The sequence below is a fragment of the Pantoea sp. UBA6567 genome (assembly GCF_002434165.1).
Classification (GTDB): Bacteria; Pseudomonadota; Gammaproteobacteria; order Enterobacterales; family Enterobacteriaceae; genus Pantoea; species Pantoea eucrina.
Genome location: NZ_DJJN01000010.1, coordinates 19,453 through 36,974, shown reverse-complemented (window position 1 = coordinate 36,974; position 17,522 = coordinate 19,453). Strand labels below are relative to the sequence as shown.

Sequence of the window (17,522 nt, the reverse complement as noted above, 5' to 3'; positions counted from 1 at the left end):
AAACAGGTTATAAAAAAGCTTATGCTTTTTTCGCTGCTGCCGCCGCTTTTACGATTACGGCAAAGGCGTCTGCTTTCAGCGATGCGCCGCCTACCAGCGCCCCGTCGATATCGGGCTGGGTAAAGAGTTCAGCCGCATTTTTATCGTTTACTGAGCCGCCATACTGAATAATGACCTGCTGTGCGACAGCGGCATCTTTCTTCGCAATATGATCGCGAATAAATTTGTGCACCGCCTGCGCCTGCGCTGGCGTGGCCGACTTGCCGGTGCCGATAGCCCAGACGGGTTCATAGGCGATGACTGCACCTTCAAACGCTGCTGCGCCCTGAGTTTCCAGCACGGCATCCAGCTGACGCGCGCACACTTCTTCGGTTTTGCCTGCTTCATTTTCCGCTTCGGTTTCGCCGATGCAGAGTACCGGCACCAGACCTGCCTCTTTCAGCACCGCAAACTTCTTCGCGATAAATTCGTCGCTCTCTTTGTGATAAGTGCGACGCTCAGAGTGACCGATGATGATGTACTTTGCGCCGATATCTTTCAGCATCTCTGCGGAGGTTTCACCGGTGAATGCACCTGAAAGGTTAACATCGACATTCTGCGCGCCCAGCGCAATGTGGCTACCGGAAATCGCATGTTTTGCCTGATCCAGATAAATTGCCGGTGGAGCAATCGCTACACCACAGCCGTCCACGCCTGACAGCGCGGTACGCAGACCTTCAATCAGCTCGCCGGTCATCTGCTTGCTGCCATTCAGTTTCCAGTTACCCATAACCAGTGGATGTCGCATTCGTTCCTCCGCATTACGCGATTCATGAAATAGCGCTGCCGTCATGGCAGCGATGTCTGCCAGACAGTATAGAGATCAAAAGGGGCGCTGGCTTTGCTTTTCGTCACTTCTGCCTGCGATATCAGGGAGTAGCCAGCGTGAGCTTAATCGGCTCTACGGCAAACGTCAGGCCCTTGTCGCCATTGTCAGCCACCACAAAGCGCAGTGCGCCCTCCGTGCGGCTGAAATAGCGAACGCCTTTGCCGGCGCTCAGTAACGCGTCCAGCTTCTGGCGTCCCTCTTCGGGCGAGAGTCCCGGCACGAAATAGCGCAGCAGAGCGCTCATATAATTCATCGCCTGCAGCTGAGCCTGCTTCATCTCCGGACCCGGCACCGGCAGCCAGGTGATCTGCAGCGTTTTAATCTTTCCGGTGCCCTGTTCCAGCGCGGTGGAAGAGTAAAGCGTTTCGCTGATTTTGCTGGCTGCGCGCGTCAGATGGCTCTTGTCATCACGATTGTCTATTGCACGATATTCCAGCAGCGGCAGTGCAGGATTAGCCGCGTTATAGCTTTCACGAAACTGCGCAATCGTCATATCAAACGCAGGCGCGCCCGTCAGCAGATAAGGCGCCACCGGCAGATGCGCACTGCGATCGGGTGGCGGCTCGTCTGCCCGGGCGGGAGATGACAGCGCGCAGCTAAGCAGCAGCGCGGCTGACAGTTTCTTCATTGCATCGGCCCTGAATCATTCACTTATGGCAGATTAAAACGGGTTTTACCGCCGAAAGTCAAAATCCGCGCGGTGAAAAGCGTGGCGGGATGTTACGGCATCCTTACCAGTAGTGTTCGCTGGTCATGTGGCCCGGCTTGCGTTTGAAATGTTTGCGCATATCGCGGCTCTCTTTCAGCAGCTGCTGGGTATCGCGCACCATCTGTGGATTACCACACAGCATAACGTGGCTGCTCTCTGCGTCGAGCGACAGACCAACGGCACGCTCCAGCTCACCGCTCTCAATCAGCTGCGGTACCCGGCCCTGCAGCGAACCCGGGCTGTTTTCACGGCTGACCACGGTCTGAATCTGCAGCTTGCCCGCATACCGCTGCTGCAGCGTCTGCATCAGCGGCAGAAAGCTAAGGTCGCTGGCATAGCGCGCAGCGTGAATCAGGACAATATGGTCAAAGCGATCCAGACCTTCGCCCTGCTGTAAAATTGACAGGTAGGGGCCGATGGCGGTGCCGGTCGCCAGCATCCACAGGGTGCGGCAGTCAGGGATTTCATCCAGGGTGAAAAAGCCGGCTGCCTCTTTGGTCAGCATGACGTGATCACCCGGCTGCAGCGCCTGCAGGCGCGGACTGAGTTTACCCTCCGGTACGGTGACCAGATAAAACTCCAGCAGCGGATCGTCGGGGGCGTTAACGTAGGAGTAAGCGCGCTGCACGCGCTCACCCTCTATTTCCAGCGCCAGTTTGGCAAACTGCCCGGCGATAAACCGATCGATAGGGGCAGTAACGCGCAGGCTGAACAGCGCGTCGGTCCAGTTTTTCACCTCTTTAACTTCTGCATTAATCCACTCGGCCATAGGTGCTCCTGTTGAATTCTCCCGGTTATCGCTATCTTTACCAGCCCGCTCTGCGCTTGTCAGCCCGGCGGCGGCGAAAGCGCTCTTTGCGACAAATCCGCCGCACAGATCACTACCTGTAGCAACCTGTTTACAGTCTGGTACAGGAGGTTGACGGCTGGCAACCTGGCTTCCTGCAGCTCAGCTCTCGATTTGCCACGTAATCCTGATATTTTTGCCGCCATTACTGCCGGCGAACCCTAAGTGCTGCCGGCGCGTTCTTTTTTCAGGCTGATATCGTGTTCCATGCAGATCGATAAAACTCAAAACCGTTTTCTGTTATTCATGCTGATTGTGCTGGTGGCCGTGGGTCAGATGGCACAAACCATTTATGTGCCCGCTATGGCAGTAATGGCAGAAGCGCTCAACGTGCGCAGCGGCGCAATGCAGCAGGTCATGGCGGCCTATCTGATCACCTATGGCGGATCGCAGCTGATCTACGGCCCGCTCTCGGACAGCGTCGGACGTCGCCCGGTGATCCTTACCGGCATGACGATCTTTGCCTGTGGTGCGCTGATCGCGCTGTTCGCCTCATCGCTGCAGATGCTGGTGCTGGGCAGCGCTATCCAGGGGCTCGGCACCGGCGTTGCCGGCGTTATGGCGCGCACGATGCCGCGCGATCTGTATGCCGGAACCGCGCTGCGGCGGGCCAACAGCCTGCTGAATATGGGCATTCTGGTGAGTCCGCTGCTGGCACCGGTAATAGGTGCGCTGCTGACCCGGCTGATTGGCTGGCACGCCTGCTTCGCCTTTCTGCTGCTGCTGTGCCTGGGCGTTACGGCATCTATGGCGCGCTGGCTGCCGGAAACCCGGCCGGGCGATGCACCGGCTACGCCTTTTCTGCGCCGCTACGCCACGCTGCTGAGCGACGGCAATTTTATCCGTTATCTGCTGCTGCTGGTGGGCGCGCTGGCGGGCATCGCCGTCTTTGAAGCGAGCTGCGGTGTGCTGATGGGCGGCGTACTGGGACTGGATGGCCTGACCGTCAGCATTCTGTTTATTCTGCCTATTCCGGCCGCCTTTTTTGGTGCCTGGTTTGCCGGCCGGGAAGAGACCTCCTGGCATACGCTGATGTGGTATGGGGTAAACAGCTGCCTGCTGGCTGGCCTGCTGATGTGGATCCCGTCATGGTTTGGCGTAATGAATATCTGGACGCTGCTGGTGCCGGCGGCGCTGTTTTTCTTCGGTGCCGGCATGCTGTTCCCGCTGGCAACATCGGGTGCCATGGAGCCTTACGCCTGGCTGGCGGGCAGCGCCGGAGCGCTGATTGGCGGCCTGCAGAACCTGGGCTCAGGAGTGGTCGCGTGGCTCTCTGCCCTGCTACCGCAGCACGATCAGTCCAGCCTTGGCCTGCTGATGTTTGTCACGTCGCTGGTGATGCTGCTGTGCTGGTGGCCGCTCTCACGTCATCCCGAGAGCGGCAAGCAGACGGTTACAGGATAAACGGGTGCAGCGCCGTATCCTTGCGATCCAGATAGTGGATCGACTGGATGCGGCGAATGGTACGCGACTTGCCGCGTACCAGCAGCGTCTCGCTGGTGGCGATATTGCCGTTACAGGTAATGCCCTTCAGCAGATCGCCGCTGGTGATGCCGGTGGCCGCAAAAATCACGTTGTCGTTGCGCGCCATCTCATTCAGTGTTAACACGCTGCCCACCGCAATCCCCATTTCCGCGCAGCGCAGCAGCTCCTGTTCGCCCAGCCGGCGATTCTCTTCGCTCTCTCCTTTAACCTGATGCCGCGCCAGCAGGCGTGCCTGCATGTCACCATCCATGGCGCGGATCACGGCTGCCGAGACGACACCTTCAGGCGCGCCGCCGATGCCATACAGCACATCGACTTCACTGTCAGGCATACAGGTGAGGATCGACGCGGCCACATCGCCATCGGGAAAAGCAAACACGCGCACGCCGAGCGCCTGCAGCTGGGCAATAACTGCGTCATGGCGTGGCTTCGCCAGAATGGATACCGTCAGCTGCGCGAGCGGCTTACCGAGCGCAATGGCGATATTTTTAAGATTGGTTTCCAGCGGCAGACTGAGGTCGATAGCGCCGCGCGCTCCCGGTCCGACGATCAGCTTCTCCATGTACATATCTGGTGCGTGCAGAAAGCTGCCTTTATCGCCGACTGCCAGCACCGCCAGCGCGTTAGCCTGGCCCAGAGCGGTCATGCGCGTGCCTTCAATCGGATCGACCGCAATGTCGACGGCATCACCCTGACCGGTGCCGACCTGCTCGCCGATATAGAGCATCGGCGCCTCATCAATTTCGCCTTCACCGATAACGATGCGGCCATCAATGTTGATGGTGTTGAGCATAATGCGCATGGCGTTAACGGCGGCGCCGTCGGCCGCATTTTTATCGCCACGCCCTAACCAGCGATAGCCAGCCAGCGCTGCCGCTTCGGTGACACGGGAAAATTCAATTGCGAGTTCGCGTTTCATGGTTTGCACCTGACAGAAAAACAGGCGGGCAGTGTAGCACAGCGGTAAAAGCGGGAGAGGGGGAAACCCGCGGCACGGACCGCGGGCAGGGGGTTACTTACGCTTCATCTTCCCAGGCTTTGGCACGGGCAACCGCTTTCTGCCAGCCCGCGTAGCGCAGGTTGCGTTCAGTGGTTTCGATGCCAGGGCGGAATTCGCGCTCCACGACGGCTTTAGCACGCACCTCGTCCAGATCGTTCCAGAAGCCGACGGCCAGGCCTGCCAGATAGGCTGCGCCCAGCGCCGTGACCTCACGCACTTCCGGACGTTCAACGCGGGTGCCGAGAATGTCAGACTGGAACTGCATCAGGAAGTTGTTCGCGACAGCGCCGCCGTCAACGCGCAGCGACTGCAGGCGGGTGCCGGCGTCGTTCTGCATCGCTTCCAGTACATCGCGCGTCTGATAGGCGATCGACTCCAGCGTCGCGCGGATAATGTGGTTGGCATTGGCACCGCGCGTCAGGCCGAAGATAGCACCACGGGCATAGGGGTCCCAGTAAGGCGCGCCCAGGCCGGTAAATGCCGGCACCATATAGACGCCGTTCGTATCTTTAACTTTCAGCGCAAAATATTCTGAATCGGTGGAGTCGTTGATCAGCTTCATTTCGTCGCGCAGCCACTGAATCGAGGCGCCGCCGATAAATACGGCACCTTCCAGCGCATAGTTCACTTCGCCCCGCGGGCCGCAGGCGATAGTGGTCAGCAGGCCGTGGGTAGAGGTTACCGCTTCAGTACCGGTATTCATCAGCATAAAGCAGCCGGTACCGTAGGTATTTTTCGCCATGCCAGGCTGTACGCAGAGCTGGCCATACAGGGCCGCCTGCTGATCACCCGCAATCCCGGCGATCGGAATACGCGTGCCGCCTTTACCGCCAATGTTGGTCTGACCATAAATTTCAGAAGAGCCTTTAACTTCCGGCAGCATTTCGCGCGGAATGTCGAGGATCTCCAGCATGCGTGCATCCCACTCCAGCTTGTGGATGTTATACATCATGGTACGCGAGGCGTTGGTATGGTCAGTGATATGCACACGGCCCTGCGTCATCTTCCAGACCAGCCAGGTATCCACGGTACCAAACAGCAGCTCGCCGCGTTTCGCACGCTCGCGTGCGCCTTCGACGTGATCGAGGATCCATTTCACTTTGGTGCCGGAAAAGTAAGGGTTAATCACCAGACCCGTGGTGTGCTGGATATACTCTTCCAGTCCCTCTTTCTTCAGCTTATTACAGTAGTCAGCGGTGCGCGGATCCTGCCAGACAATGGCATTGTAGATAGGTTTGCCGGTCTCTTTATCCCAGACGATGGCGGTTTCACGCTGGTTAGTGATACCGATAGCGGCGATCTGATCGGAGTTAATGTCAGCGTGTGCCAGCACTTCCACCAGCGTTGAGCTCTGTGAAGCCCAGATATCCATCGGGTCATGCTCAACCCAGCCCGCTTTCGGGTAGATCTGCGTAAACTCACGCTGTGAAACAGCAACGATGTTGGCGTCATGGTCGAGTACGACGGCACGGGAGCTGGTAGTACCCTGATCGAGCGCGACGATATATTTTTTATCTGGCGTAGTCATAATAATGTCCTGATGATTAAGAGTGAAACTTACGCTTTACGCTGTTCAGCGCGCGCTACAGGTTTTTCTGTTTTGCTGGTTTCTGCGATGTTTACCGGCAGGTGGCGACCAATCAGCGCACGATAGCTAAAGGCACCCAGACATGCACCCACCAGCGGACCAAATACAGGCACCAGGAAGTAAGGAATATCTTTGCCGCCGGTGAAGGCTACGTCACCCCAGCCAGCGATAAAGGCAAACAGTTTCGGTCCAAAGTCACGTGCCGGGTTGAGCGCAAAGCCGGTCAGGGGACCCATTGAACCACCGATAATAGCAACCAGCAGACCAATCAGCAGCGGCGCCAGCGGGCCACGCGGTACGCCATTGCCATCGTCAGTCAGCGCCATGATAACCGCCATCAGTACGGCTGTGATCACCATCTCTACCAGAAACGCCTGACCGACCGTGATGTGCGGATTAGGATAAGTAGAGAAGATACCCGCCAGGTCGAGGCTCTGCACGCTGCCACGCACCATTTGATGGCTCGCTTCATAATCGAAAAACAGATTGTAATAAAGGCCGTATACCAGTGCAGCGGCACAGAAGGCGCCGGCAACCTGCGCCAGAATGTAAGGTAAAACTTTACGCCCTTCAAAATTAGCAAACAGGCAGAGCGCCACGGTGACCGCCGGATTGAGATGCGCGCCGGAGACGCCCGCACTCAGATAGACCGCCATCGAAACAGCCAGACCCCAGATGATGCAGATTTCCCACTGACCGAATGCCGCACCGGCCAGCTTCAGCGCAGCCACACAGCCCGCGCCAAAAAAGATAATCAAACCGGTGCCGAGAAACTCGGCGATACATTGACCTTTGAGTGTGTTCGTTGTCTGACTCATAATGGAATTCCTGAAGCGAGGTTAAATGTTATCAGTTTTTGTTCTCAATCCCTGAGTCGCCCAGCGCTAATGTAGGGTTGATGTGAATTTATCGTTAACGAACATAAACGAGAAATAGCGAAATTGAATTCTGTGTACTGCGTCATAAAAATGCGCGTTTTCGCGTCTTTTACCTTTCTTTAAGGCCAATTAATCTGTCTCTTAACGCACTTAGCGCATCATGACTGGCAACGGGTTTATTTTTTAAGCATTAGCTGAAAAGTGTTACAGACTGGCCGCCAATGCCCCGTGCCGCTGGACTTGCCGGGTTTGGCTACATACAATCGGGACAACATGGCTGTATGCGTCTTTATTGAGGCAGCTACAGCTTCATCAACGCCTTGCGAGTTTTAGGAGAGGTCAGAACGATGTCATTTGAAGTATTTGAGAAACTGGAAGCGAAAGTACAGCAGGCGATTGATACCATCACGCTGCTGCAAATGGAAATTGAAGAGCTGAAAGAGCAGAACAATACGCTGAAAAACGAAGTGAGCCAGGCTTCCGGCAATCAGGACGCGCTGGCGCGTGAAAATCAGCATTTGAAGGAAGAGCAGCATGTCTGGCAGGAACGTCTGCGGGCACTGCTGGGAAAAATGGAAGAGGTTTAAGCACCTGCGCTTAAACCTGCGGGTGCTCAGGCACCCGTTTTTGTTTGCGGTTTACTCAATATCAAGCGCATCTTCTGACAGAATGATGCCCGTGTTATCCGCATAGAGATGATCGCCGGAGAAAAAGGTTACGCCGCCAAAGTTTACGCGTACGTCGCTCTCACCAATGCCTTCACCGGCCGCCCCAGCGGGGATAGCGGCAATCGCCTGGATGCCAATTTCCAGCTCTTCCAGTTCATCAACCTGCCGCACCGAGCCGTAAACGACCAGACCTTCCCACTCATTTTGCGCCGCAAGCCGCGCCAGCTGGGCATCCACCAGCGCACGACGTACCGAGCCACCGCCATCTACCAGCAGCACTCGTCCACGCCCGTTCTCTTCCAGCAGGTCGTAAAGCAGGCCGTTGTCTTCAAAACATTTGACTGTGGTAATCTGCCCACCGAATGAGGTGCGTCCACCGAAGTTGGAAAAAAGTGGTTCAACCACATTCACTTCTTCATGGTAGATGTCACAGAGTTCAGATGTATCGTATTTCATAAGGATGCCGTCTGTTTGCCACAGGAAAGATAAGTATATCGCTATCTGAAGAGTGTTGGCAAAATCATCACCGGCAAAAAGCAGCGCCGCATCAATATGCTGCGCAAAAAAATGCCCGGCGCAGTGGCCGAGCAGCAGAAACGATCAGAAGGGTGTTACAGGATGAAGCGGCTGAGATCTTCGTCTGCGACCAGTACATCCAGATGCTTGCCGACATACTCAGCGTCGATGGTAATGGACTCACCGTGGCGATCGCTGGCGTCATAGGAGATATCTTCCATCAGACGCTCCAGTACAGTATGCAGGCGGCGTGCACCGATATTTTCAGTGGTCTCATTAACCTGCCAGGCTGCTTCAGCAATCCTGCGGATACCATCCTCGGTGAAGTCCACATTAACGCCTTCCGTACCCATCAGCGCTTTGTACTGCACGGTGACGGAAGCGTTAGGCTCAGTAAGGATGCGCTCGAAGTCGTTCACGGTCAGCGCCTGCAGCTCAACGCGAATCGGCAGACGACCCTGCAGTTCCGGGATCAGATCGGACGGGCTGGCTACCTGGAATGCGCCGGAGGCGATAAACAGGATATGGTCGGTTTTAACCATGCCGTGCTTGGTCGAAACGGTACAGCCCTCAACCAGCGGCAGCAGATCGCGCTGCACGCCTTCGCGTGAAACGTCCGGACCAGAAGACTGGCCGCCGCGCTTACAGATTTTGTCGATCTCATCGATAAACACGATACCGTGCTGCTCTACCGCGTCGATAGCGTCCTGCTTCAGCTCTTCCGGGTTAACCAGTTTTGCCGCTTCTTCTTCAATCAGCAGCTTCATGGCATCTTTGATCTTGAGCTTGCGCGGCTTCTGTTTCTGACCGCCCAGGTTCTGGAACATGGACTGCAGCTGGCTGGTCATCTCTTCCATGCCCGGAGGTGCCATGATCTCTACGCCAGCCGGCGCGGCGGCAAGGTCGATCTCAATCTCTTTATCATCCAGCTGGCCTTCGCGCAGTTTTTTGCGGAAAGACTGACGCGCAGCTGATGGCTCGGCGTTCTGCTCTGGCTGGCCCCAGTTGTTTTTAGCCGGTGGGATCAGCACGTCGAGAATGCGCTCCTCGGCCATCTCTTCAGCACGATATTTATTCTTTTCAATCGCCTGGCTGCGCACCATTTTGATGGCGGAGTCGGTCAGATCGCGGATAATCGAATCGACCTCTTTACCGACATAGCCAACTTCGGTGAATTTTGTCGCTTCAACTTTAATGAACGGGGCGTTGGCCAGCTTCGCCAGACGACGGGCAATTTCGGTTTTACCGACGCCGGTCGGGCCAATCATCAGGATATTTTTCGGGGTCACTTCGTGACGCAGCTCTTCGTCAAGCTGCATGCGGCGCCAGCGGTTACGCAGCGCAATGGCAACCGCTTTTTTAGCGCCGTCCTGGCCGATGATAAAGCGATTAAGCTCGCTGACAATCTCGCGTGGAGTCATCTCAGACATGATTCAGGTCCTTACGCCTTAGACGGTAATTCTTCGTAGTTAATATTATGGTTGGTGTAGATACAGATATCGCCGGCGATGTTCAGCGCTTTCTCAACAATATCGTGTGCACCAATGTCGGTATTTTCCAGCAGCGCGCGTGCCGCTGCCTGGGCGTAGGGGCCGCCGGAGCCGATCGCTATCAGGTCGTTTTCCGGCTGAATAACATCGCCGTTACCGCTGATGATCAGCGAAGAGTTCTCATCCGCTACCGCCAGCAGCGCTTCAAGACGGCGCAGCATGCGATCGGTCCGCCAGTCTTTTGCCAGCTCAACCGCGGCTTTAACCAGATGACCCTGATGCATTTCCAGCTTACGCTCAAACAGTTCAAACAGGGTAAAGGCGTCGGCAGTGCCGCCCGCAAAGCCCGCAATCACTTTATCGTTGTAAAGACGACGCACTTTTTTGACGTTGCCTTTCATTACGGTGTTGCCAAGCGTTGCCTGGCCATCACCACCAATAACGACCCGGCCGTTGCGTCGTACACTTACTATTGTTGTCACGGGCAGACCCCTTGTTGCAGTTGAAAAAAGACACCGCGCACCCGGCGCGGCGTATCATGCAAACAGATATGGGGTGGGTTAAGAAGGTTTCAACCCCTCAGGGCGATGGGGTTTGTCTTAATTCGGCTACGCCTGCTCCCGGCGGTAGAGTGAGGCCGGGAGCAGGGCTCAGGCTATCAGGGCAGGGCGAGCGGAATACAGCTGCCGTGACCGGAACTGTGCAGCCGCTTCACGGTACTGTCAGCTTTACTCCGATCTTTAAACGGACCAATCACCACGCGATTCCAGCCGCCGCCGGTCGTGATACGGCTTTCAAAACCTTCAAAAGCGAGACCGGCGCGCACAGATTCCGCCTGATCGCTGCCTTTAAAGGAGCCACACTGCACCATCCAGCGCTGTGTGGAGGCTTTCTCTTCCGGCTTCACTTTGGTGGTTTCTGGTTTTGCCTGCTGTACCGGTGCCGGTCGTTCAGCCTGCTGCTGCTGCTGGCGCTGCTGAGCCTGCAACTGCTGCTGACGCTGCTGCTGTGCCTGTATCTGCTGCTGACGTTGCTGTTGCTGCTGTTGTCGTTGCTGAGTCTGCTGCTGCAGCAACTGCTGCTGCTGTGCCTGTATCTGCTGCTGACGTTGCTGCTGCTGTACCTGCTGACGCTGTAATGTCTGCTGACGCTGAGCCGGCGTCTGCTCGTTCCACGGCACTTCGTTCAGCTGCGTAGGCTGCTGGCGCATATCCGCCTGCATCTGCTCCAGCAGCTGGCGCTGTTCATCGGTCAGCTGCGTCTGCGACTGCACTTCGCCGCCGGCTGAAGGCTCAGTCGGTGAGGGAACCGTAATTTGCCGGTTTTCCAGCTCTTTGATGTATTTCCAGCGCTCTTCCGGCTTGGGCGGCAGGCCATTACCACTAACTTTATGATTCGGGATAACCGGCGTCTCTTCTTTTTTATGGTGCGCGATGAACCATAAACCACCGGCAAAAGTGACCAGTACTGCGGCAGCGAGCACTACCATCAGTTTCGATATACCCGATCCGCCTTTGCTTTTTTTGCTGCTGCTGCGACCGGCGGGTTTTTTGCGACGCGTCCCTGTTGAACGCCCGCGGCCTACATAATCTCTCTGTGCCACTTTCGTCCTGATACCTTCAAAATGCCTGCGGGCGTAGACCCTGAACAGTGTGAGTTGCAGCCAGCCTGGCTACAGCTTGAAAAATGACGGGTATAAATGAGGTGTAAACCGCCCGGCAATGAATGCGCCATGTTACTCAAGGGTGCGAACTTTGACCAGCAGAGTCTGCCTTCAGAATCTGCTGAAAATGTGCAGTGCGGCACGTGTGACCTAACGCTTTTTAGCCGGTGCTGTACTGCCGCGCACGCGCAGTTCTGCATCCAGCAGGCGCGAACCATTATTTACCCGCTTGCCCTGCAGCTCATCCAGCAGCAGCAGCATCGCTTCGCGGCCAATATCAAAGCGCGGCTGCGCCACGGTAGTCAGGGGCGGTTCGTAATAGCGCGCCAGCTCAATATCATCAAAGCCAACGATGGAGAGATCCTGCGGAATGCGCATCCCCAGTTTGCGCGCCTGATTCATGGCGCCCAGCGCCATCAGATCGCTGTGACAGAATAGCGCTTCCGGGGGCTGCGGCAGACTCATCAGCTGTTTCAGGGCGCGGGCACCGGCTTCAAACGAGAAATCACCGCGTACGATAAACATCGGTTCAACGGGGATGCTGCTGCGGCGCAGCGCCTGAATATAACCCTGCAGCCGATACTGGCTGAGCGGAACCGCTTCAGGCCCGGTAATACAGGCGATACGACGATGCCCGAGCTGCAGCAAATGGTTAACGGCTTCAAACGCCGCGGTCAGGTTGTCAATGTGCACGGTGGGCAGCGCCATCTCCGGCGCGAATTCATTTCCCATAACCATGGGCGGCAGGCTGCGCAGCGCTTCAGGATCGGCGTCAAACGGCAGCTGTGAACCCAGCAGCACCATGCCGTCAATCTGTCGCGTCAGCATCAGATCAAGAAAGGTTTTTTCCTGATGATCCTGATGCGCGCAGTCGCCAATCAGCACCAGGTACCCCTGCTGCGCGGCGGTGACCTCAATGCCGCGGATAATTTCGCTAAAAAAGGGATCGCAGATATCGGGCACAATCACCAGGATAGTCCGGGTTTCATTGCGTCTGGCATTGCGCGACAGGCCATGCGATGCATAGCCTGTCGCAATGACCGCCTGCTCGACTTTTTGCCGGGTTGCGGCTGACACTTTCTCCGGATTCATCAGCGCCCGGGAAACGGTCGCCGTAGAGACGCCTGCGTGCTCAGCCACATCTTTCATCGTGGCAGCAGATGAAGTTTGCTTCGGGTCCAACGTGTTACTCCTGGCGTGATACAGCGTACAGTTTGTCTGCAAGGGCCGGTCCTGGCCGGGTGATCCTATTGATAACGCATTGGCGGGCAGGGCTGTTACTTAATTTGCATAAAAACTGTGACTTGTTCGACTTTTTTCGATCTGGCTCGCAGATGCGGATGCCATCAGCTCTCGCCGGGATCGATATCCAGCGTCCATTTTACTTTGCGTGCAGCGGGCAATGTGCTCAGCAGCGGCAGCGAACTGCTTAATAACTGCTGCAGGCGTTTGCGTGACGGATGCTGCAGCAGCAGCTGCCAGCGCCACCGACCGCTGCGTTTTGGCGCCAGCGCCGGCACCGGGCCCATCAGCCAGGTGGCTTCATCTTTCAGCGGGCTCGCCTCCAGCAGATTACGCAGCTGGACGAGAAAAGCGGCAGCCTGCTGATTATCCATATCTTCGGCACGAAATAGCGCGTGGCTGGTCCAGGGCGGCAGCTGCACCGACTGGCGTTCAAGCAGCGCCTGGTCAGCAAAGGCGAAGTAGCCGCGATGCAGCAGCGTCTGCAGCAACGGATGCTCCGGATGGTGCGTCTGCAGCAGTACTTCACCCTGTTTGCCGGCGCGTCCGGCGCGACCTGCAACCTGGGTATAGAGCTGCGCGAAACGTTCTGCGGCACGAAAATCAGCCGAGAAGAGCGCGCCGTCAACGTCCAGCAGCGACACCAGCGTAACATCAGGAAAATGATGGCCTTTTGCCAGCATCTGCGTGCCCACCAGAATACGCGCGCCGCCGCGATGCACATCCGCCAGATGCTGCTCCAGCGCACCTTTACGGCTGGTAGTATCACGATCGATGCGCGAAACCGGCACGTCCGGAAACAGCGTGCCCAGCTGCTGCTCCAGCTGTTCTGTGCCTACGCCAACCGGCATCAGATGGGTTGAACCGCAGCCGGGACACTGCAGCGGCAGCGGACGCTGGCTGTCGCAATGGTGGCAGCGCAGCTGGCGGTGATGCTGGTGCAGCGTGTAGTAGCTGTCGCAGCGCTGGCATTCCGCCAGCCAGCCGCAGTCGTGGCACATCAGCGCCGGTGAAAAGCCGCGCCGGTTCAGAAACAGCAGCACCTGATTATCCGCCTGCAGGTGCTGGCGCATTTTACTGAGCAGCGCCGGCGCCAGACCACCCTTAAGCGGCTGTCCTTTCAGATCGATCAGCTGCTGCAAAGCGGGCTTTGCATTACCGGCGCGCTGGGTGAGATTAAGCTGCCGGTATTTGCCGACGCGCACGTTATGCAGCGTCTCCAGCGCGGGTGTGGCCGAACCCATGACAATCGGGATGTTCTCTTCATGTGCACGAAACACCGCCAGATCGCGGGCCTGATAACGCCAGCCCTCCTGCTGTTTATAGGAGCTGTCATGCTCTTCATCGATAATGATTACGCCAGGCCGCGCCAGCGGGGTGAACAGCGCAGAGCGCGTACCAATAATAATCGCGCTTTCGCCGCGCCGGGCGCGCAGCCAGACCGCCAGCCTTTCGCTGTCATTCAGCGCAGAGTGCAGCACATCAATCGGGGCATCAAAACGTTCCCGGAAGCGCGCAATGGTCTGCGGCGTGAGGCCAATCTCCGGCACCAGCACCAGTGCCTGCATGCCGCGTGACAGAATGTTTTCCAGGATAGTGAGATAGACCTCGGTTTTACCGGAGCCGGTGATCCCGGCCAGCAGCCACGGAACGTAGCGATCGTCTTCCGCCCGGATAGCCCCGACGGCCATGGCCTGATCGGTATTGAGCCGCAGACGCTCGCCTTTAATGGCAAAATGCGTCCGCCAGTCCGCGGCAGATGGCGCATGCTCGCGCAGCTCGCACAGCCCTTTGGCTCTGAGCGCCTGCAGAGCGGCGTCGTTAAAGCTCTGTTCGTTTACCTGATGACGATAGAGCGGTTGCTGACGCAGCGCGGCCAGCGCCTGCTGCTGCTTTGGTGCACGCTTCAGACTTTCCGGCGCCACTTCCCGTCCGGCCTCCGTGATCGCCCACTGCCACAGCGGCGCTTCCTGTGCCGGTTTCCCCTGGCGGAGCAGAACCGGTAACGCATGACTCAGCACTTCCCCGACGGGTGAATGATAGTAACCGGCCGCCCAGTTGAGGATGCGCCACAGCGCGGGCGAAAACAGACTGCTGTCATCCAGCACGGCTTCTATCGGTTTCAGCTGCTTCAGCGGCAGATCGCTGCTTTCGGTCACGCCGGTCACAATGCCAGTCAGCTTACGGTTGCCAAAAGGCACGCTGACGCGACTGCCGGTTGCCGGCTGCGCAGCGTCAGCAGGGAGCAGATAATCAAACAGGCGCGGTAGCGGGACGGGCAGGGCAACCTTTACGACGGACATTGCGATCTCTATCCAGTTCTGTAATCAGGGACGGTAGTGTACACGCTGGGGCCGCAGGCGTGTATGGCTGAGCAATGTTTGCCTCGGGCGGTTAAATTCTGTATACTATGCCGCCTCTGGTGAGATAGCTCGTCAGAGATACATATAATGTTCAACCGCGTGTGGTGCTGTGCAGGTTCGCCTGGCATGGAGAGCGACACGGCCTTTTATGAGGTTTTCCCATGAAACAAGGTATTCACCCGAAGTACGAAGCAGTGACCATCACTTGCTCTTGCGGTAACGTGATCAACACCCGTTCTACCATGAACCACGACCTGAACCTGGACGTGTGCGGCAAATGCCACCCGTTCTATACTGGTAAGCAGCGTGTTGTTGACACCGGCGGCCGCGTTGATCGCTTCAACAAGCGTTTCAGCATTCCGGGCAGCAAAAAATAAGATTTATTTGCCGCCGGGTTATCCCGGATGCAAAAGAAAACCCAGCCTCGGCTGGGTTTTTTTATACCAGAATTTAATATTCCCAGCTATTCGGGTCGATGCCCATCTCGCGCATAATCTGCTTCGCTTCTTCCGGGATCTCATCGCTGCGCTCTTTGCGCAGGTCAACGTCGTCGGGCAGAGGCTGACCGGTAAACGCGTGCAAAAAAGCTTCACACAGCAGCTCACTGTTCGTGGCGTGACGCAGATTGTTCACCTGACGACGTGTACGCTCATCGGTTAAAATTTTAAGCACTTTCAGCGGGATAGAAACCGTTATTTTTTTAACCTGCTCGCTTTTTTTACCGTGCTCAGCGTACGGGCTGATATATTCGCCGTTCCATTCAGCCATGAGTTACCTTAATTAATAAAAGTGTTATAGGGGATGATCCGTGGATTATGCCCGATTTTTGCGTGCCTGACCGCCTGCGCCGTGGATTTTGTGCTTCAGCGCCGCGTTAATGAAGCGCATGCGCTGCTCAGCAGGCAATAACCTATAATTTTAGCGGTTATTCGCTCTGCGCTCAATCTATACGCAAAGACATTTAGATGTCCAGATGTATTGACGTCTGTTAGCGGAATGTTATCCTGTGGGCACTTTACCCCTCTTCAGGAACAGCAGAGCCCATGACGCGCAAACAGGCAACCATCGCAGTACGCAGCGGTTTGAATGATGACGAGCAGTATGGCTGCGTAGTCCCGCCGATTCATCTCTCCAGCACCTATAATTTTCTCGACTTTAATGAGCCGCGCGCCCACGACTATTCGCGCCGTGGCAATCCGACGCGCGATGTGGTACAGCGCGCGCTGGCTGAGCTGGAGGGCGGGGCGGGTGCCGTACTGACAAATACCGGCATGTCTGCGATTCACCTGGTGACCACTGTATTCCTGAAGCCCGGCGATCTGCTGATCGCACCCCACGACTGCTATGGCGGCAGCTACCGCCTGTTTGACAGCCTCAGCAAGCGCGGGGCTTACCGTGTGAAGTTTGTCGACCAGGGTGACAGCGCAGCGCTGGCCGCAGCGCTGGCCGAAAAGCCAAAACTGGTGCTGGTGGAAAGCCCGAGCAATCCTCTGCTGCGCGTAGTGGATATTGCGGCAATCTGTCAGGCGGCGCGCGCGGCGGGTGCCGTCAGCGTGGTGGATAACACCTTCCTGAGCCCGGCGCTGCAAAATCCGCTCGCCCTCGGGGCCGACCTGGTGATCCACTCCTGTACAAAATATCTCAACGGCCACTCTGACGTGGTGGCCGGGACGGTGATTGCAAAAGATCCGGCCGTTGCCACCGAGCTTGCCTGGTGGGCCAATAACATCGGCGTGACCGGCGCGGCGTTTGACAGCTATCTGCTGCTGCGCGGTCTGCGGACGCTGGCACCCCGCATGGCAGCGGCCCAGCGCAACGCGCTGGCGATAGTGGACTATCTGAAGCAGCAGCCGCTGGTGAAGAAGCTGTATCATCCTTCTCTGCCGGAAAATGCCGGTCATGAATATGCGCGACGTCAGCAACGTGGCTTTGGCGCCATGTTAAGCTTTGAGCTGGATGCAGATGAAGCGCGGCTGCGTCGTTTTCTGAAAGCGCTGCAGCTGTTTACGCTGGCGGAGTCGCTGGGCGGAGTAGAGAGCCTGATTTCACATACGGCCACCATGACACATGCCGGCATGTCTGCGGAAGCACGCGCAGCCGCCGGCATCTCTGAAACACTGCTGCGGGTCTCCGTCGGCATTGAAGATCACGAAGATTTAATTGCCGATTTGGATAACGCCTTCCGAATCGCAGCCGGGGAGTAAT

17 protein-coding genes are annotated in these 17,522 nt (G+C 57.0%); 4 read left to right on the top strand and 13 right to left on the bottom strand.

Annotated features, from left to right (window positions below; translation table 11 throughout):
• Positions 1-19: 19 nt before the first annotated feature.
• The 3 genes from tpiA to fpr all read right to left on the bottom strand — a co-directional run bounded on the left by tpiA (position 20) and on the right by fpr (position 2,346).
• Positions 20-787: a triose-phosphate isomerase gene (gene tpiA / locus B4M48_RS15915; RefSeq protein ID WP_039381215.1), complete on the bottom strand. Its 768-nt coding sequence runs from the start codon at positions 785-787 to the stop codon at positions 20-22.
• A 121-nt stretch (positions 788-908) separates the two neighbouring features.
• Complete coding sequence (locus tag B4M48_RS15910; RefSeq protein ID WP_039381214.1) at positions 909-1,496, bottom strand: YiiQ family protein; 588 nt, start codon at positions 1,494-1,496, stop codon at positions 909-911.
• Positions 1,497-1,599: 103 nt separating this feature from the next.
• Positions 1,600-2,346 carry a ferredoxin--NADP(+) reductase gene (gene fpr / locus B4M48_RS15905; protein ID WP_039381212.1) on the bottom strand — a complete coding sequence of 249 codons (747 nt, stop codon included), beginning with the start codon at positions 2,344-2,346 and terminating at the stop codon, positions 1,600-1,602.
• A gap of 285 nt (positions 2,347-2,631) precedes the next feature.
• Between fpr and emrD the strand changes: the two genes are divergently transcribed.
• Positions 2,632-3,828, top strand: coding sequence for a multidrug efflux MFS transporter EmrD (gene emrD / locus B4M48_RS15900; RefSeq protein WP_039381210.1), 1,197 nt, complete (start codon positions 2,632-2,634; stop codon positions 3,826-3,828).
• Here emrD and glpX read toward each other — a convergent pair.
• The 3 genes from glpX to B4M48_RS15885 form a co-directional block, all read right to left on the bottom strand.
• Complete coding sequence (gene glpX / locus B4M48_RS15895) at positions 3,818-4,828, bottom strand: class II fructose-bisphosphatase (protein WP_071668634.1); 1,011 nt, start codon at positions 4,826-4,828, stop codon at positions 3,818-3,820. The two genes, emrD and glpX, sit on opposite strands and share 11 nt — an antisense overlap.
• Positions 4,829-4,925: 97 nt before the next feature.
• Positions 4,926-6,437, bottom strand: a complete 1,512-nt coding sequence (glpK, locus tag B4M48_RS15890) for a glycerol kinase GlpK (protein WP_039381204.1) — start codon at positions 6,435-6,437, stop codon at positions 4,926-4,928.
• A 29-nt stretch (positions 6,438-6,466) separates the two neighbouring features.
• Positions 6,467-7,315: an MIP/aquaporin family protein gene (locus B4M48_RS15885; RefSeq protein ID WP_039381201.1), complete on the bottom strand. Its 849-nt coding sequence runs from the start codon at positions 7,313-7,315 to the stop codon at positions 6,467-6,469.
• A gap of 407 nt (positions 7,316-7,722) precedes the next feature.
• Between B4M48_RS15885 and zapB the strand changes: the two genes are divergently transcribed.
• Positions 7,723-7,962 carry a cell division protein ZapB gene (gene zapB / locus B4M48_RS15880; protein WP_039381198.1) on the top strand — a complete coding sequence of 80 codons (240 nt, stop codon included), beginning with the start codon at positions 7,723-7,725 and terminating at the stop codon, positions 7,960-7,962.
• A gap of 51 nt (positions 7,963-8,013) precedes the next feature.
• Here the strand turns inward: zapB and rraA are convergent, their stop codons facing one another.
• The 6 genes from rraA to priA all read right to left on the bottom strand — a co-directional run bounded on the left by rraA (position 8,014) and on the right by priA (position 15,257).
• Complete coding sequence (rraA, locus tag B4M48_RS15875; RefSeq protein ID WP_039381195.1) at positions 8,014-8,499, bottom strand: ribonuclease E activity regulator RraA; 486 nt, start codon at positions 8,497-8,499, stop codon at positions 8,014-8,016.
• A gap of 155 nt (positions 8,500-8,654) precedes the next feature.
• Positions 8,655-9,989, bottom strand: a complete 1,335-nt coding sequence (gene hslU / locus B4M48_RS15870; protein ID WP_039381194.1) for an HslU--HslV peptidase ATPase subunit — start codon at positions 9,987-9,989, stop codon at positions 8,655-8,657.
• Positions 9,990-10,000: 11 nt separating this feature from the next.
• A complete protein-coding gene (hslV, locus tag B4M48_RS15865; RefSeq protein ID WP_071668633.1) occupies positions 10,001-10,531 on the bottom strand; it encodes an ATP-dependent protease subunit HslV in 531 nt (176 codons plus the stop codon).
• 176 nt (positions 10,532-10,707) lie between these two features.
• The gene (ftsN, locus tag B4M48_RS15860; RefSeq protein ID WP_094111627.1) at positions 10,708-11,652 is read right to left on the bottom strand and encodes a cell division protein FtsN; all 945 of its coding nucleotides are present in this window, start codon (positions 11,650-11,652) and stop codon (positions 10,708-10,710) included.
• A gap of 210 nt (positions 11,653-11,862) precedes the next feature.
• Positions 11,863-12,894, bottom strand: coding sequence for a DNA-binding transcriptional regulator CytR (gene cytR, locus B4M48_RS15855; protein WP_039381188.1), 1,032 nt, complete (start codon positions 12,892-12,894; stop codon positions 11,863-11,865).
• 164 nt (positions 12,895-13,058) lie between these two features.
• Positions 13,059-15,257: a primosomal protein N' gene (priA, locus tag B4M48_RS15850; RefSeq protein WP_039381185.1), complete on the bottom strand. Its 2,199-nt coding sequence runs from the start codon at positions 15,255-15,257 to the stop codon at positions 13,059-13,061.
• Positions 15,258-15,478: 221 nt separating this feature from the next.
• On the opposite strand from priA, the gene rpmE reads away from it, so the two are divergent.
• Entirely contained in the window at positions 15,479-15,694 is a 216-nt protein-coding gene (gene rpmE, locus B4M48_RS15845; RefSeq protein ID WP_039381182.1) for a 50S ribosomal protein L31, read from the top strand.
• 73 nt (positions 15,695-15,767) lie between these two features.
• Here the strand turns inward: rpmE and metJ are convergent, their stop codons facing one another.
• Positions 15,768-16,085 carry a met regulon transcriptional regulator MetJ gene (gene metJ / locus B4M48_RS15840; RefSeq protein ID WP_039381180.1) on the bottom strand — a complete coding sequence of 106 codons (318 nt, stop codon included), beginning with the start codon at positions 16,083-16,085 and terminating at the stop codon, positions 15,768-15,770.
• 275 nt (positions 16,086-16,360) lie between these two features.
• On the opposite strand from metJ, the gene metB reads away from it, so the two are divergent.
• On the top strand, positions 16,361-17,521 hold the full coding sequence (metB, locus tag B4M48_RS15835) for a cystathionine gamma-synthase (protein WP_039381178.1): 1,161 nt from the start codon (positions 16,361-16,363) through the stop codon (positions 17,519-17,521).
• Position 17,522 lies beyond the last annotated feature (1 nt).